Origin of the sequence: Nocardia coffeae, from assembly GCF_019890715.1 — a bacterium.
Classification (GTDB): domain Bacteria; phylum Actinomycetota; class Actinomycetes; order Mycobacteriales; family Mycobacteriaceae; genus Nocardia; species Nocardia jiangxiensis.
Genome location: NZ_JAINZY010000011.1, coordinates 228,763 through 243,957, shown reverse-complemented (window position 1 = coordinate 243,957; position 15,195 = coordinate 228,763). Strand labels below are relative to the sequence as shown.

Below are 15,195 nucleotides of genomic sequence, written 5' to 3'. Positions count from 1 at the left end.
ATGACCCTGTGCGACAAGGTTGCTCGGATGCGTGATATCGGTTCACTTGTTCGCCGCAGTTCGCTTGTCGGTGGTCGCGATTCGGTTGGCGATGGTCGTGCGGGCGGCCCGACGAGACGGCTGTGGTAACGTCATGCTTGATATCAAGAACGCTGTTCTTCTTCCTGGTCGGCCAGTGGAAGGACCGCTGGTGGAGGGTGATCATGCAGACCGGACTGGGTGGGCGTGTCGTGCTGGTGACCGGTGCGACGGCCAACATCGGCCGGGCCATCGCGCTGGCTTTCGCGCAGGAACACGCTCGCGTGGTGCTCGTCGGCCGAGATGTCGAGGCCGGTGCGCGGGTCGCCGACCTGGCACGTACGCGGGGGGCGGCCGATGTGCTGTGGCGGCCGACCGATGTCACGGTGGAGGACGCCGTGCGGGAGGTGGTCGAGGAAGTCGGCGAGCGGTTCGGCGGTATCGACGTCTTGGTGAACAATGTCGGCGGCAATGGTCCGGTCGCGCCATTCGTCGAAACGAAACCCGAACAGTGGCAGGCGGATCTGGATATCAATCTGCGAAGTACGCTGTTGTGTACGCACAAGGTGTTGCCCGGGATGCTCGAGCGGAAAAACGGTCGCATCATCAATATCGGTTCGATGTCGGCGATAATCGGTGATCCACACATGGCCGTCTATTCGGCGGCGAAGGGTGCGGTGCACGCATTCACCCGGGTGCTTGCTCTGGAAGCCGGTCATTCGGGCATCACGGTCAACGCTATCGCTCCGTACGGCACCATCCCCGAGAACCTGCACGAGGAAACAAGTTCGGGGAGCCGCTTTCATCCCGAGTCCGGCATATTCGCGCAGCGGCTTCGGAATCGCGAGTCGGAACCGAATCGGTTCAGCCGGACGACCGCGGTGCCCCGAGCTACTGCTCGTCCCGATGAGATCGGTTCCGCCGCAGTGTATCTCGCCTCCGATCAAGCGGCTTTCATCACCGGTCAAGTCCTGCAGGTCGATGGTGGGGTCGCGTTGACCTGAGTCACGTCTGTCCGTGAGTCGGCTTGCGGCGATGCGGCGTGCCCTTCTCGGCGTTCGACCGGCAGTCCCTCATCGGGCGGGCCGAAGGGGCACGACGGCTCTCCGCTGCCTCAGGTGGCGTCGAAGCGGGCGGCGATGTCGGCGGCTGTCACCGTGGCGAGTTCGACGAGGAACGGGACTCGTTCGGGGATCATGAGGGTGGTGGGGCCGCGGAGGCCGAGGGCGAAGCGGCAGTCGCCTGCCGGGCTGAGGATGGGCAGGCCGATGGTGCGGAAGCCGGGGTCGAGTTCTTCGTCGTTGTAGGCGTAGCCGCGGGTGCGGGTGTTGTCCAGTTCGGTGCGGAGTTCGGTTGGGGTGGAGACGGATCGGGTGGTGCCCTCGTCGTAGGGGAGGGTGTCGAGGAAGTCGTCGGGGGTGTCGGACCAAGCGAGCAGGGCCTTGCCCAGGGCACTTGCGTGCAGGGGCAGGCGCACGCCCATCAGGCGGTGGCCGTCGGTTTCCCGCCAGCGACTGGTGCCGAGCAGTACGGCGTGAATGCTGTGGCGGATGGCTACCGAGGCGTTGGCGCCGGTGGTGGCGGCGAGCTGCTCGAGGCTGGGCTCGGCGAGATAGATCCGGTGCTGGCGGTATGCGATCTGACCGTATTCGGCCAGTGCCCCGCCCATCCGGTAGCGGCTCGAGGCTTCGTCCTTGTCCAGGAATCCGGCCTGGACGAGAGCGGTGAGCAGCCGGTGGGTGGTACTGATCGCCAGCCCCTGCTGACGGGCGACTTCCGATACGCCGCGGTCTTCGCCGTCGCGGAAACAGTCGAGGACCGACAGGGCGCGGGTGACGGTCTGCACACCGGAGGTTTCCACGCTGCCGACCGTAGCACGGCCGGGCAGCGTGGCAGGCGCAGATCTTCCACTATTCGGAAAGCAGTCTGAAGACTACTTAGGTTCACGGTGTGCGAAAATCTGTACTACCGAGTCGAAGTAGCACGCACCTCGAATATCTTCTCGGCTGCCTCTGAATGGCTGATCTGTCAAGCTTTCCGATCTGCGGAAAGCATTACCTCGTATCGAATCCCGCGCGGACCTACTGTCGCCGAGTAGTCGTTCGACTTCGGTCGATGAATTCGGAAGAGGTGCTCCACGATGTTCCGCACGCGCAGGCCACACGGTTGGCGTCTCGCGCTCGCGCTCGCTCCCGTCGTCGCTCTGGCGGCGGCGTGTGGCTCCGGAGCTGCTACCGACGCGGGCTCCGGCACGGACCTTGTCCTGAAGGTGGCCGATCCCGGCAACTCGGGTCCGCTGGCGGTGGCCAAGCGAGACGGGACCTTCGACAAGGCGCTGGCCCCGCTCGGCGCGAAAGTCGAATGGGTCACCACCACACCGGGTTTCAGTTCCATGCTGAGGTTGTTCAACACCCGGCAGCTCGACGTGTCCGGGGCCGCGTTCAGTCCCGTCGTGGGCGCACTGTCCAAGGATGTGGCGGTGCGGATCGCGGCGGTGCAGGATCCGGCGGGTAAGGATCAGAGCGGCATCATCGCTACCAAGGCGTCCGGCATCCACTCGGTGACCGACCTGGTCGGCAAGCGGGTCGCGGTGAATCCGGCGGGCAAGGGCGAGTACATCCTGCTGAAAGCTCTGGCGCAGGCCGGAGTTCCGGCCGGCAAGGTGACGCGGGTTCCGTTGCAGCAGAAGGACGCCGCCTCCGCGTTCGCCACCGGCAAGGTCGACGCGTGGGCCTCGTTCCTGGTGCCCTACCAGGAGGCCAAGGCCAACGGTGGCGTCGAGATCGCTACCGAGCAGAGCATCGGGTCCAAGGACAACACGGTCGTGGTGTTCCGCACCGAAATCCTCGACAAGCGACCGGAAGTCGCCGCCAAATATCTTGAAGTGCTGCAAGGGCTGACCGTCCGGCAGCACGACGATCCGACCGCGTTCGAGAACGTCTTCGAGCGCAGCGGGCCCACGGCGCTGAGCGGTGCCCGGCTGGCGGATGCACTGCGGGTCGACGCCGAGGCCACGATTCCGCGGCTGCCGCGCGACTCCGATGCCGCCGACCTCGCCGATGTGGTGAACCTGTTCGCCGACAACGGCGTGATCAGCCGCAAGATCGCCGCCGCCGACATCTTCTACGACCTGAAGGCCAAGCTCACCCCCGATCAGCTGGCCGCATTGCAGAAGGGCCGCTGAGATGACCGTCGCCGTCGTTCGTGCCGGATCGGCAGGTTCGCTCGCACCACCACGCAGCAGAGTCGAGAAGCGCAGGCCCGCATGGCTTTCGCTGCCGCTGCGCATTCTGCTGCCAGTACTGATCGTGGCCGGCTGGTGGATCGGTTCGGCGACCGGCGCACTGTCGCCGCAGGTGCTGGCCGGGCCGCCCAAGGTCTGGTCGGCGTTCACCGAACTGCTGCGCAGCGGTCAGCTCGTCGACTTCGCGCTCGCCTCGTTCACGCGCGCGGCCTTCGGCGTGCTGCTGGGGGTGAGCGCGGGTCTGCTACTCGGTCTCGCGGCCGGATTATCCAGTCTCGGTGAGGAATTGGTCGATTCCACGATGCAGATCGTGCGTGCGGTCCCGTTCCTGGCGCTGGTGCCGCTGTTCATCGCGTGGTTCGGTATCGACGAGCTGTACAAGGTGCTGCTCATCGCGGTCGCCACGATCGCGCCGATGTACGCCTACACCTACCTCGGGGTGCGCAATGTGGACCGCAAGGTGGTGGAGGCGGCGCGCGGATTCGGCCTGACCGGTCCGCGGCTGGTACTCGAGGTGATCCTGCCCTCGGCGTTGCCGGGCGTGCTCATGGCGCTGCGAGTGTGCCTGTCCATCAGCATCACAGGCCTGATCGCCGCCGAGCAGGTCGGCACCAGCAAGGGCGTCGGATACCTGGTCACCCTCGCGCAGGAATACAACCGCACCGACTACATGGTCCTGTGCGTCGTGCTCTACGCGGCGCTGGGCCTGATCTTCGACGGCGTCGTGCGGCTGATCGAACGCTTCACCATGCCGTGGCGCGGACAGGTGGCGATCCGGTGACCGTCGTGGACGAATCGCGGACCGTCGCACCGGCGGCCGTGCGCATCGAAGGGTTACGAAAAGCGTTCGGCGACAAGGTCGTTCTCGATGATGTGGATCTGACCGTCCGCCGGGGCGAATTCGTCGTGCTGCTCGGTCCCAGCGGCACCGGCAAGACCACCCTGCTGCGTCTGCTCACCGGGCTGGAAGCGCCGGATGCGGGGCAGGTGCTGGTACCGGCCGTCCGCACCACCGTCTACCAGGAGCCCCGGCTCATTCCCTCCAAGCGGGTGCTGGCCAACGTGGTCGTCGGGCAGCGCCGGGCGAAGTCGACCCGCGAAGCGGGCCTGCGCGCGCTGGCCGAGGTCGGTCTCGACGGGAAGGCGCGCCAGTGGCCGGCCACCCTGTCCGGCGGTGAGGCACAGCGTGCGGCGCTGGCCCGCGCCCTGGTCCGGGAACCCGAACTGTTGCTGCTGGACGAGCCGTTCGCCGCCCTGGACGCGCTGACCCGATTGCAGATGCAGGATCTGGTCGGCGACCTCGTGGCCCGGCATCGCCCCGCCGTCCTCATGGTCACGCACGACGTGGACGAGGCGGTCCGGCTCGCCGACCGCGTACTCGTCCTGGACCGCGGCCGCTTCGCCGTCGACATCGATATCGATCTCGCGCACCCCCGGGACCGCACGGACCCCGGCGCCCTGCGCTATCGGGCGAGTCTGCTCGCCGAACTCGGCGTCGGACGCGTCACCGACAGCCACCGAACCCCTTGATCTCAGGAGCATTTCATGACCGACACACTCTGGTACACCCGGTGCCCGGTGCCCACGGCCAGCGGCCTGGCGCACAGCCTCGGGTGGCTGGGCGACACCGCCCAGCGCAACGGCTTACAGTTCGGAGTTCTCCAGGACGCCGGGCCGGAGCTGGCCGGATCCCACTTCGACCACGGCCTGTCCGGACTGATCCGCGAGGGCGGAAACGTGCCCGCGATCGCCGCCAGGGCGCAGGGCTCACCGACCCGGCTGATCGGCCTGACCTGGATCGACGAGGCCCAGGCGATTCTGGTCGGCCCGGATTCGCCGGTGCGCACACCCGCCGAGCTGGCCGGACTGCGGATCGGCATTCCGGCGTGGGCGCAGGATCAGGCACGCAGTTTCCCGCGGGCCATGGCGCTGCACGGGTTCACCAGCGCCCTGCGCCTGGGCGGGCTCGGCCTCGCCGACGTCACCGTCGTCGAGCTGGGTGTCGAACGAGATCCGCAGGTGCGCACCGAGATTCAACAGCGTGCTCGTCGCGTGACCTGGGGTGCGGAGGAACTCGTGCGCGGTGAGGTGGACGCCATCTACGTCAAGGGCGCCCGCGCCCAGGAGGTCGCCGTACAGCACGGCTTGCGGGTGGCCGTGGATCTCGATGCCACCGAGACGAGGCGGCTGCGCGTGAACAACGGCACCCCGCGGCCGATCACCGTGCACCAGGATCTGCTCGATTCCGCTCCCGAGGTGGTGATCGGCTTCCTGGCACAGAGCTTGCGTGCCGCCGACTGGGCCGCCGACAACCTCGACGGTGTGCGCAGCGTGCTGCAACGCGAAACCCTCTCCGGCCCAGAAGGTGTCGAGGCAGCGTACGGCGCGGAGTTCCATCGCGGTCTGCACCCGACACTGGACGAGGATCGGGTGGAACTCCTGGGTGTGCAGAAACAGTTCCTGTACACCCACGGGTTCCTGACCGCCGACTTCGACCTCGAATCCTGGGTCGCCCCGGAGCCGCTGGCACGGGCCCGCGAACTCCTCGCTGCGGGGCGGGTAGCGGCATGACCGAATTCCTGTGGCGGCTGCCGAGCCGCGGCGACGGTCGGCGCGCCCGCCCCGAACTGCGGCACCGCGGCGGCTTCTCGGATCCGGCACCGACTCCGGCGACGGGTATCGGTGGCCCGCGCCCGGCCGATCGCGAGCCCACCGATGTGCGGCCCGGCCGCTTCGGCCCCTTCGACGATCTGCATCAGGTGATCGACGCCGCCGAACTGGCCGGACTCGACGGTGTGCTCGCTGCCTACGATCCACTCGGTGAGGAATCCTGGATCGTGGCCGGGGGAGCCTTGCGCGCGACCCGCCACACCCAGGTGGTCGTCGAATTCCAGCCCGCCTTCGGCACTCCCGTGTACGCGGCCAAGATGTCGGCGACGCTGCAGCGATTGTCGGGCGGGCGGCTGGGCTGGCGGCTGGCGGTGGAGACCGACCCCGAGGACGGCCGCAGCCGTGGTGACCGCGTGACCGGGGACGATCGCTACACCAGGGCCGCCGAATTCCTCACCGTCGCACGCGGGGTCTGGAACTCCGAACCCGTGCCGGGGGCCGGATTCCGGGGCACCGGGGTCGAGTTCGCGGGGGAGTACTTCGACGTGATCGACGGCGGTTTCCGTGGCGTGCTGTCCGGTCTGCCATTCCCCGAAGTCCATCTGACCGGTACTTCGGCTGCCGCACTGGATCTTTCGGCTCGGCACGGCGATGTGCACCTGTTCACCGAAACACCGGACGGTCCGGTGCGAGCCCTGGCGGCGCTGCGAGCCCGCACCGCCGAGACCGGCCGCACGGTGCGCGCCGGGCTCGAACTACCGATCATCGCTCGCGAAACCGAGGACGAAGCCTGGGCGCGCGCGGAAAGGCAATGGCGCGAGGTGTGTCCGGATGGTCCCGGTGCGCGCTCACTGAGCCTGGGGGACGGGCGCTGGACCGGATTCGCGGCGCTCGGCCATCCCCAGACCATCGGCCTGGTCGGCAGTTACGAGCAGGTGGCCCGGCAGCTTCGGGCATATGCCGCAGCCGGTTTCGACACCGTCGTGCTGACCGGACACCCGCACATCGAAGAGGTGCACCGCGCCGGTGAGCACTTGCTGTTCCTCGCCGATCCGGCCGCACGCACGCTGCAGGAGGCCGCGGTATGACCATCGACATCTACTGGCGCATCGGCATGGAAGGCGACCATGCCTCGTTGCGCACCCCGCGCCGCTACAACCGCGGCAACGCCGCCGGATACGGCCCCGGCAATATCGCGCCGGCCATCCGTGGCGGAGAACTGGACGGCTACAGCTACATCGACCACGTCGCTGCCGTCGCCAGGGCCAGCGAGTCTGCCGGATTCCTGGGCGGATTGCTGCCCTCGTTCCCGGTCACCGAGGACCCGTGGGCCTTCGCCGCCGCACTGGCTCGCGAGACCACCACCTACCGGTTCATGGTCGCCTTCCAGCCTGGCTTTCTGCACCCGGTCCAGGCCGCGCGAATGTCGGCGAGCCTACAGCGTGCCACGGGCGGCCGACTCGTCTACAACATCATCAGCGGCGGTGGCGGACCTGCCCAATTGTGGTGGGGCGACAAGGTTTCCCACGACGATCGCTATGCCCGCACCAGTGAATTCCTCGACGTGCTGCGCGGAGTGTGGGATGGCGATCCCTACACGCACGACGGCCGGTTCTTCCGCACCGAGAGCGCCGCGCTGCCGCCGGGCCTGGCCGGTCAGGCATTCCCAGAGGTGTACTTTTCCGGATCCTCCGGCGCCGCGGTACAGGCCGCCGGCCGGCATGCCGACTACTACCTGTCCTGGCTCGAGCCGTTCGGCGACCTGCGCGCCAAATTCGACGGCGTGCGCGCCCACGCCGAGAGGATCGGTCGCACACCGAAATTCGCGGTCCGCATCGACATCCTGGCCCGGCACACCGAGGAGGCGGCCTGGGACGAGATCCGCAAGGGCTGGGCCTTCGTCGACCGGGATGCGGCCAACCGCGCGGCGCAGGGCGATTCGGTGGGTGCGGGCCGCATCAAAGGCTGGGTGCCCGAAACCATCACCGGCTACCGGGATCTCGAAGTTCAGCCCAACGTCTGGTGCGGCTTCAGCCTGATTCGCGGCGGTCCTGCCTTCGGTCTGGTCGGCAGCTACGAACAGGTCGCGCAGCGTCTGGACGAACTGATCGACCTCGGCGTCGACGCCTTCATCCTCGCCGGTAACCCGCACCTGGAAGAGGCATACCGCGTGGGGGAGGAAGTGCTGCCGCTGCTCGGCCGCTCCCGCCTGACCACACCGGCCGATGCGTCCGTGCTCACCCACGCCCACTAGGAGAATTCATGACCAGCACCGAGATTCGGCTCACCGACACCGTGACCGACTTCGTCGCCGCCGCCACCCGCGATGCCGAGAAGGCGTTCCGGGTGCTGCGCGACACCGGCACCGTGACCGGTAACGGAACCGTCAACTTCGTCGAACGGGTGCCCGGTGAGGACCTCGCCGTCGCACTGAACGAACCCGGCCCCTGGGCGGACGATCGCACCGTGCGGCCCGTGGTGGCGACGTTCGAGGGAGAAGTGTTGTCCGGCAACGGCTCCGCGGGTTTCGTCACCGGCTACGGGCCGGTGTTCCGTGCTCATCCCGACATCACCTCCGTGGTGCACGTACACAGTCCCTGGCTGGGTGGCTGGGCGCAGACCCACCGCACCTTCCCGATCCGCTACGCGGCCGTCCAGCGTCTGACCCTGTCGCGGGAGATCCCGCCGCACATCGACCGCAGCGTCGGCGCCGGTGCGTTCGTGCTGGACCGGCTGACCCGGGATCCCGACCTGATCGCCATCTTCGAGGCGAACGGCGGCGCGAACGTCATCGGGCGTGCCGGGCTCCTGGAGCTGGCGAAACTGGTGGTGCTGCTGGAAGAGGGCGCCCAATACCAGGCGATCGCCGAAACTCTCGGCGGCTCGGTCGAATTCGACGAATCCAATCTTGCCGTGCAGTGGGGTCGCACCGGGCTGGCCGACGAGGCCCGCCGCCGCGGCCTGATCTGACATCTTCCCCGCACAACTTCCCCAGGAGCACCCGTGACCGTTCGTGTCGGCTACTTCCCGCACAACAACTCCCTGTTCGTCCTGCGCCACCGCGGCATCCTGGAACGCGCACTGCCCGACGTGGAATGGGTGGACCTGCGCGCCCTGCCCCAGCCCGGCCGTGCCGACGTGAAATCCGCACTGCCGTCGGTACATTCGGACCACCTGTTCGCCGAGGGCGGCTACGACTTCATCGGCACCGGCTTCACTCCGCCGATCACCGCACTCGGGAACGATCGCGACATCGTGTACGTCGGCATCTCCGGACCTCGCGTCGAGAACGGGCGTCTGGTTACCAAGGCGGGCAACGGAATCGAGTCGGTGGCCGACCTGAAGGGCAAGCGGGTCGGCATCGCGCACGGATCCTGGCAGACCACCCTTCTGCTGTTCGCGCTGGAGAAGGCTGGGCTGGGCTGGGCCGATATCGACCCGGTCGACACCGATGTCCACGACGGCGGGGCGCTGTTGCTCGACGGCTCCCTGGACGCCTGGGTCGGCGCCTATCCGGGGCTGACCGCAGTCGAGGCGGCCACCACGCTGCACACCCTCATCGACACCGAGTCCGTGTTCAGCCACCCCTCCCTGTGGTTCACCCGCCGCGAGTTCGCCGAGAACAACCGCCCCGCACTGGAAGCCATCATCACCGCACTGCAGGAGTCCGACGCCTGGATCGTGCAGAATCCGCGCGCCGCGGCTCAGTACTTCGTCGACGACATCGTCGCCCGCGGCGGCGCCGCCGACCTGGACGCCTGGGACGCCGCGTTGCGCGGCCGCCCATTCGGGATCGGCCCGGTGACCGAGGAATTCCTCGACGAACAGCAGCACGCCGCCGACCTCCTCGCGGTGAACAAGCTGCTACCCAGGACAATTCGAGTTCGGGACGCGGTGGAACCCTCGATCGGTGACTTCGTCGTCCAGGCGGCCACCGCGAGCTGATCGCGCGAGTTCGGCGTCCCACCCCGCAGTGCTCCTCGGTCCACGGGCTGGGACGGCCAGGCGGAGGCGATGCGGGCCGGTGCCCTAGCGTGTGGCCGCGATCGGTGCCGCCGCAATGATCCAATTGCTGAATTCCACTGCGAGATGCCACTGATGCTCGCGAATGAACCGTGCGGGCACGGTGCCCGGGAATTGCACTGTCAGTAGTGCGTCGAGGGCGCCGTCGCGGCTGCGGAACTGGTGGCGGACACCGCCGATGATCAACCCGTCATCGAGGCAGGCGTGTCCGGCGATCTGGATGGGGTAGCCGGTGGCGATCGGGATGGTCAGGCTGTCGGTCGCGGTGTAGTCGACGATGAACCGGGATGCGGCCGGGCTTCCGCCGGTTGTTTCGACGACTTCTTGACGTCCGTCGGGCAGGCCGCGCAGGAGGTAGTGGTCCGGGCAGGCATCGATCATGTCGGTTTCGGCGTTGGTGGCGGTGAGATCGTCGAACCAGGTGGCGAATCGTTCGGCGGAATAGTCGGGGACCTCGAGCCGCATGACGGCGTGCTTGGTCCGTCCTCTGCTCGCGGCGACCGCGATGCGGGAGGTGCGTTCGGAGAAGGCCAGTTCACGCTTGAACAGGGCGTAGATTCCGGCGTGGCCCAGACGGGTCTTCAGTGTCGTGAGCGCCGAGCGCTGGTCGTCGAGCCGAGCGGCGCGCAGTTCGTCCACCGTGCGATCCGGCATGAGTTCGCGCATCCCGAGACGCCCCAGACGTGCGGTGAGTTTTCCGAGAACCGTTGTGGCCCGGCGTGATTCCCATGCGCGCACCTGCTCGCGTGGGAGCGTCCGACCGTCCGCGGTCGCACGGATCTCGAGGGAGTCGGTCACGGTTGCTCCTGCTGTTCTCGTTCGATCGGGTGCGCGCGGGCCGGGCCGGGAGTTCCGAGCAGGTCCAGTGCGTCGACGGCATTGCTCGAGCGGGGCGCGGATTCGGTGTCGGTGGCACCGAGCTGGGACGCGACCCAGTCGCGGGTGTGGGCCAGGTTGTGGCGACCGGACACGAACCACACTCCGCGCGCGGGTTCGGTTCCCTGGTTGACGTAGAGGTGCGGCCTGGTGGAGTCGAAACACAGCGAGTCCCCGGCGGCGATCGAATATTGCTCGAAGTCGAGCAGCAGGGTCAATTCACCGGACAGCAGGTAGGCGTACTCGGTTCCCTGGTGGCGCATCAACATTCGATCGACCGAGCTGGCCGCGCCCGGTTCGTAGGTCACCAGCAGCGCGTCGGCGTCGGTGCCCGGGTCCAGGGCCAGCCGTTCCCAGCGGACCCCGTTGGCCATCTCTAGGACAGGGTTGTCCGCCGCGCGCTGAACTACGCCCGGAGATTCGCTCCGCACGGGTGATACCGGCCCTGTCGCAGTCGATTTCACGTTTCCGGCACGAGCTTTCCCGATGCCCAGCAATTCGTCGAGTGAGACTTCCAAGTGGGCGACCAGCGCGTACAACGTGCTCACCGAGGGCTGGGACTTGCCGGTCTCGATCTGGGAGAGTTGACTCGCCGAGATCCCCGCCTCCGCGGCCAGGCCGCGCAGGCTCAGGTTCCTGTCCAGGCGCGCCTGCCGCAAGGCAGGCCCGATCTCTTCGTGCATCAGCACACCCCTCTCTCCATATTCGTCAACTCTCAGTGAACACTACCGTGCGTTGTAGTTGTCGTGCGACCAGTCCTGTCAGCTTCTCCCGGGCATTCCCAGCGTCGAAACACTCGGTGAAGCGGTAAAAGACCACGTCCGGGAACAGGGAACAGCTTCCCGCCCTTCCGTTGACTGTTCCGCATCTGTTGACATCCTCGCCGACAGTGTTCCATCATACTGAACATATCCGGCGATTCCGCTGCCCCTGCCTGTTCCGTCATCGATGACGAAGGAGACCCGATGTCATCCTCAATTCCACGACCACGCTCGACGTGCCTGCGTCCGCCGGCCACGAACCCGGCTCGTCGCCCTCGGCGCCCGAGTAGGGTGCGCTGGTCGGGCGCCGGTGGGGGAGAGTCGTGCTGATCGGGTTCGCGGGGCTGGGACGGATGGGGTGTCCGATGGCCACCCACCTCGTGCGGGCGGGGCACACCGTTCTCGCGTACGACCCGGTGACCGAGTGCGCTCCTGCGGAAATCACGCCCGTCGACTCGGCCGAGGATCTCGCCGTGGCACCGCTGTCGATCAGCATGCTGCCCGATGGTCCGTCCACACACGCCCTGGTCGTGGACGGCCTGCGCGCGGTGGCCCCCGGTCACGTACACATCGTGATGGGTACCGTCGGCCCGGACGCCGTCCGCGAGCTCGCGGATCGATCCTCCACGGAGCTCGTCGACGCGCCGGTGTCGGGCAGTGTGTCGATGGCCGAAACCGCCTCCATCACAACGATGGTCGGCTCGTCCGCCGAACAGTTCGAGCGGATTCGCCCGGTCCTGGCCGCGATGACCGCGGTGCAGTTCCACGCCGGTCCGGTCGGCTCGGGCTCGACGGCGAAGCTGGCGGTGAACGCGGTCCTGGCCGGGCTGAGTCAGGCTGTCGCGGAAGGACTCTGCCTGGCCGAGGCGGGCGGGCTGGACCCCGGGGTCTTCTACGAGATCCTGCGCAACAGCGCGGCCGGGGCGCCGTACGTCGGCTACAAGCAACAGGCGTATCTGGCGCCGGAGGGCACCGCTGTCGCCGCGACGGTGGCGCTGATCCGCAAGGATCTGGGCCTGGCCCTGGATCTGGCTCACCGGCACGAACTCGACCTACCCGGATCCGAAGCCGCGTTCACCGTGCTCGAGGACGCCATGAGGGGCGGACTCGCGCAGGCCGACATGGCCGAGGTTCTCACTGTGCTGCGTCGACGCAACGACGTGCCACCACGCCCGACACTTCGCAACGACCAACCGACGGGAGCACACCGATGACCGACGACACCCTCACCACCGCTGAGGTCGAGTCGAGGATCCGCACGCTCGAGGACGAACGCTACGCGGCTGTGATCGCACGCGACATCGATCGGTTCATCGAACTCGCGCATCCGGATCTCGTCTACACCCACTCCAACGCCGAGATCGACACTCTCGACAGTTACGTCGGGAAACTCCGGTCCGGCCACTACCTCTACCACCGGATCGATCACCCGGTGAGCCGCATCGTCGTCAGCGGTGACACCGCCGTCGTGGTCGGGGAGATGCACGCCGATCTGACCGCCGGTGGAGTACGCAAGCAGCTGGCCAACCGGGCGCTGGCGGTATGGGTGCGCGAGGGCGATGGCTGGCTGCTGCTCGCCTACCAGCCCACGGTCATTCCGGAGAGCGACCGATGACGGCGTTCAGCTACGACGCGCTGCCCGGCCGAGTGGTCTTCGGCGCTGGTGTCGCGCGAACCGGGTTGCTCCACGAGGTCGATCTGCTCGGAGCCCGGCGAATTCTGCTCATCGCCTCCGGCTCCGAACGAGAACTCGTGGATCGGCTGTGCGCTTCGTTCGCAGATCGGGTCACCGCGACGTTCTCCGGTGTGCGCCCGCACGTTCCGGTCGAGGTGGCCGAGCAGGCTCGCGCGGCGGCGGCCGACGCGGATCTGGTGCTGTCGGTAGGCGGGGGATCGACGACGGGAACAGCGAAAGCCGTTGCACTGACGACGAATTTGCCGATCATCGCCGTGCCGACGACCTACGCGGGTTCGGAAGTCACGCCGGTATGGGGACTGACCGACCACGGCCGCAAGACCACCGGCACCGACCCGCGGGTGCTGCCGCGCACGGTGCTCTACGACCCGGAACTGACCGTGTCGTTACCGGCGGAACTATCGGTCGCCAGCGGCCTGAATGCCATGGCGCACTGCGTCGAAGCGTTCTGGGCGCCCCGGCGCAACCCGATCTCCAGTGCCGTTGCCGCGGAAGGCATCCGGCACCTCGTGGCCGGATTGGCGCCGATATCCGACACACCGGCGGACATCGCCGCCCGCACCGATCTGCTGCTGGGCGCGTATCTGGCCGGATCGGCGTTCGCGGTGGCGGGTTCGGGTCTGCATCACAAGATCTGCCACGTTCTCGGTGGCGCATTCGATCTGCCGCACGCCCGGACGCACGCGATCGTCCTGCCGTACGTGCTGGCGTACAACGCTCCGAACGCACCGGCGGCCGCGGATCGGATCAGCGCCGCGCTCGGACAGTCCGACCCGATCGCAGGGCTGCGGGAACTGGGCGAAAAGCTCGGCGTCCCAGCGGGTCTGCGCGCGCTGGGCGTCAGCGAAGCGGACATCGTCGCCGTCACCGACGACATCCGCGCGATCGCCCCCGCCGACAATCCCACCCCCGTAACCGCGGCCGGTGTGCGCGCGATCCTGCACGCCGCGTGGGCCGGAACCGACCCGACGAGGCCGACACCATGACAACTGACCACACCCGCGTCCCCGGACGGGCACAGGCGGTGACCGAGGAGGTGCTGGCCAGCTTCGACGCGACACCCGATCCACGGCTGCGCGAGGTGATGCACAGCCTCGTCCGGCATCTGCACGCGTTCGCCACGGACGTCCGGCTCAGCGAACGCGAATGGGAGCTGGCAATCCAATTCCTCACCCGCGCCGGCCATATCACCGACGAGCATCGCCAGGAGTTCATTCTGCTGTCCGATGTGCTGGGCCTGTCGATGCTGACGGTCGTCCTCAATGAGCCCGCGGAGCCCGGCGCCACCGAATCGACCGTATTCGGCCCCTTCTTCGTCGACACGGCCCCGGAGGTGCCGCTCGGCGGCGATATCGCACGCGGCGCGTCCGGCGCGCCCTGTTACGTGTCGGGCCGGGTCCGGTCGGTTACCGGCGCATCGATCGAGGGCGCGCGCGTCGAGGTCTGGGAGGCCGACGAGGACGGCTTCTACGACGTGCAGTATCCCGACGGCCGGTCGGCCGGTCGCGGATGGCTGCGCTCCGGTGCGGACGGCGAATACAGATTCTGGTCGGTGCTGCCCGCGCCGTACCCGATCCCGCACGACGGTCCGGTCGGCGACCTGCTGAACGCTACGGCCCGTGGTCCGATGCGGCCCGCTCACCTGCACTTCATGGTGACCGCACCCGGATTCCGTACCTTGATCACGCACATCTTCCTGGCAGGCGACCCCTACCTGGGCTCCGATGCGGTCTTCGGTGTGAAGGAGAACCTCGTGGTGAACGCCGTCCACCAGGAGGCCGGTCCCGCCCCGGACGGCGCACATCCCCAAGGTGGCTGGCACAGCATCACTTTCGATCTGGTCCTCGCCTCCGACCGCGACCGGTAACCCGGCTCCGCAATTCTTCGATCGAACACGCACGGGCCCGATCGCGGTCCGAATCACGCAGTGCGGCTGACCTTTTCATCAAGTTCCCAACGCGGAACCG

At 67.8% G+C, this 15,195-nt stretch carries 16 protein-coding genes; 13 read left to right on the top strand and 3 right to left on the bottom strand.

Annotated features, from left to right (window positions below; genetic code table 11):
- Positions 1–137: 137 nt before the first annotated feature.
- Positions 138–1,022 carry an SDR family NAD(P)-dependent oxidoreductase gene (locus tag K7711_RS33500; protein ID WP_235748152.1) on the top strand — a complete coding sequence of 295 codons (885 nt, stop codon included), beginning with the start codon at positions 138–140 and terminating at the stop codon, positions 1,020–1,022.
- Positions 1,023–1,132: 110 nt separating this feature from the next.
- Here the strand turns inward: K7711_RS33500 and K7711_RS33495 are convergent, their stop codons facing one another.
- A complete protein-coding gene (locus K7711_RS33495; protein WP_222974470.1) occupies positions 1,133–1,879 on the bottom strand; it encodes an IclR family transcriptional regulator in 747 nt (248 codons plus the stop codon).
- A 279-nt stretch (positions 1,880–2,158) separates the two neighbouring features.
- On the opposite strand from K7711_RS33495, the gene K7711_RS33490 reads away from it, so the two are divergent.
- The 8 genes from K7711_RS33490 to K7711_RS33455 are packed head-to-tail and all read left to right on the top strand — an operon-like array spanning position 2,159 to position 9,817.
- Entirely contained in the window at positions 2,159–3,202 is a 1,044-nt protein-coding gene (locus K7711_RS33490) for an NrtA/SsuA/CpmA family ABC transporter substrate-binding protein (protein ID WP_222974469.1), read from the top strand.
- A gap of 1 nt (position 3,203) precedes the next feature.
- Entirely contained in the window at positions 3,204–4,043 is an 840-nt protein-coding gene (locus K7711_RS33485) for an ABC transporter permease (protein ID WP_222974468.1), read from the top strand.
- Positions 4,016–4,792 carry an ABC transporter ATP-binding protein gene (locus tag K7711_RS33480; RefSeq protein ID WP_222974467.1) on the top strand — a complete coding sequence of 259 codons (777 nt, stop codon included), beginning with the start codon at positions 4,016–4,018 and terminating at the stop codon, positions 4,790–4,792. Before K7711_RS33485 ends, K7711_RS33480 begins: the two co-directional genes overlap by 28 nt.
- A gap of 15 nt (positions 4,793–4,807) precedes the next feature.
- Entirely contained in the window at positions 4,808–5,833 is a 1,026-nt protein-coding gene (locus K7711_RS33475) for an ABC transporter substrate-binding protein (protein WP_222974466.1), read from the top strand.
- On the top strand, positions 5,830–6,960 hold the full coding sequence (locus K7711_RS33470) for an LLM class flavin-dependent oxidoreductase (protein WP_222974465.1): 1,131 nt from the start codon (positions 5,830–5,832) through the stop codon (positions 6,958–6,960). Before K7711_RS33475 ends, K7711_RS33470 begins: the two co-directional genes overlap by 4 nt.
- Complete coding sequence (locus K7711_RS33465) at positions 6,957–8,126, top strand: LLM class flavin-dependent oxidoreductase (RefSeq protein ID WP_222974464.1); 1,170 nt, start codon at positions 6,957–6,959, stop codon at positions 8,124–8,126. The genes K7711_RS33470 and K7711_RS33465 overlap by 4 nt, the downstream gene beginning before the upstream one ends.
- Before the next feature lie 8 nt (positions 8,127–8,134).
- On the top strand, positions 8,135–8,842 hold the full coding sequence (locus tag K7711_RS33460; protein WP_222974463.1) for a class II aldolase/adducin family protein: 708 nt from the start codon (positions 8,135–8,137) through the stop codon (positions 8,840–8,842).
- 33 nt (positions 8,843–8,875) lie between these two features.
- Positions 8,876–9,817 (top strand): ABC transporter substrate-binding protein, encoded by a 942-nt coding sequence (locus K7711_RS33455; RefSeq protein WP_222974462.1) that lies wholly within the window; start codon positions 8,876–8,878, stop codon positions 9,815–9,817.
- Positions 9,818–9,901: 84 nt separating this feature from the next.
- On the opposite strand, the gene K7711_RS33450 is transcribed toward K7711_RS33455, so the two are convergent.
- Both K7711_RS33450 and K7711_RS33445 read right to left on the bottom strand, forming a co-directional pair.
- Positions 9,902–10,693 carry a hypothetical protein gene (locus K7711_RS33450; RefSeq protein ID WP_222974461.1) on the bottom strand — a complete coding sequence of 264 codons (792 nt, stop codon included), beginning with the start codon at positions 10,691–10,693 and terminating at the stop codon, positions 9,902–9,904.
- Positions 10,690–11,454 (bottom strand): helix-turn-helix domain-containing protein, encoded by a 765-nt coding sequence (locus K7711_RS33445; RefSeq protein ID WP_222974617.1) that lies wholly within the window; start codon positions 11,452–11,454, stop codon positions 10,690–10,692. Before K7711_RS33445 ends, K7711_RS33450 begins: the two co-directional genes overlap by 4 nt.
- A 401-nt stretch (positions 11,455–11,855) precedes the next feature.
- On the opposite strand from K7711_RS33445, the gene K7711_RS33440 reads away from it, so the two are divergent.
- Genes K7711_RS33440 through K7711_RS33425 form a run of 4 tightly spaced genes read left to right on the top strand, consistent with a single transcriptional unit; the run spans position 11,856 to position 15,095 of the window.
- Positions 11,856–12,746, top strand: a complete 891-nt coding sequence (locus K7711_RS33440; RefSeq protein ID WP_222974459.1) for an NAD(P)-dependent oxidoreductase — start codon at positions 11,856–11,858, stop codon at positions 12,744–12,746.
- Positions 12,743–13,147 (top strand): nuclear transport factor 2 family protein, encoded by a 405-nt coding sequence (locus K7711_RS33435; RefSeq protein WP_222974457.1) that lies wholly within the window; start codon positions 12,743–12,745, stop codon positions 13,145–13,147. Before K7711_RS33440 ends, K7711_RS33435 begins: the two co-directional genes overlap by 4 nt.
- Positions 13,144–14,214 carry a maleylacetate reductase gene (locus K7711_RS33430; protein ID WP_222974455.1) on the top strand — a complete coding sequence of 357 codons (1,071 nt, stop codon included), beginning with the start codon at positions 13,144–13,146 and terminating at the stop codon, positions 14,212–14,214. The genes K7711_RS33435 and K7711_RS33430 overlap by 4 nt, the downstream gene beginning before the upstream one ends.
- Positions 14,211–15,095, top strand: coding sequence for a hydroxyquinol 1,2-dioxygenase (locus K7711_RS33425; RefSeq protein ID WP_222974453.1), 885 nt, complete (start codon positions 14,211–14,213; stop codon positions 15,093–15,095). The genes K7711_RS33430 and K7711_RS33425 overlap by 4 nt, the downstream gene beginning before the upstream one ends.
- Positions 15,096–15,195: the final 100 nt, after the last annotated feature.

Coding starts and splice junctions, on each gene's coding strand:
- K7711_RS33490 (WP_222974469.1), top strand. CDS start 2,159: ATGTTCCGCACGCGCAGGCCACACGGTTGGCGTCTCGCGCTCGCGCTC.
- K7711_RS33460 (WP_222974463.1), top strand. CDS start 8,135: ATGACCAGCACCGAGATTCGGCTCACCGACACCGTGACCGACTTCGTC.
- K7711_RS33485 (WP_222974468.1), top strand. CDS start 3,204: ATGACCGTCGCCGTCGTTCGTGCCGGATCGGCAGGTTCGCTCGCACCA.
- K7711_RS33475 (WP_222974466.1), top strand. CDS start 4,808: ATGACCGACACACTCTGGTACACCCGGTGCCCGGTGCCCACGGCCAGC.
- K7711_RS33445 (WP_222974617.1), bottom strand. CDS start 11,454: ATGCACGAAGAGATCGGGCCTGCCTTGCGGCAGGCGCGCCTGGACAGG.
- K7711_RS33470 (WP_222974465.1), top strand. CDS start 5,830: ATGACCGAATTCCTGTGGCGGCTGCCGAGCCGCGGCGACGGTCGGCGC.
- K7711_RS33425 (WP_222974453.1), top strand. CDS start 14,211: ATGACAACTGACCACACCCGCGTCCCCGGACGGGCACAGGCGGTGACC.
- K7711_RS33465 (WP_222974464.1), top strand. CDS start 6,957: ATGACCATCGACATCTACTGGCGCATCGGCATGGAAGGCGACCATGCC.
- K7711_RS33430 (WP_222974455.1), top strand. CDS start 13,144: ATGACGGCGTTCAGCTACGACGCGCTGCCCGGCCGAGTGGTCTTCGGC.
- K7711_RS33435 (WP_222974457.1), top strand. CDS start 12,743: ATGACCGACGACACCCTCACCACCGCTGAGGTCGAGTCGAGGATCCGC.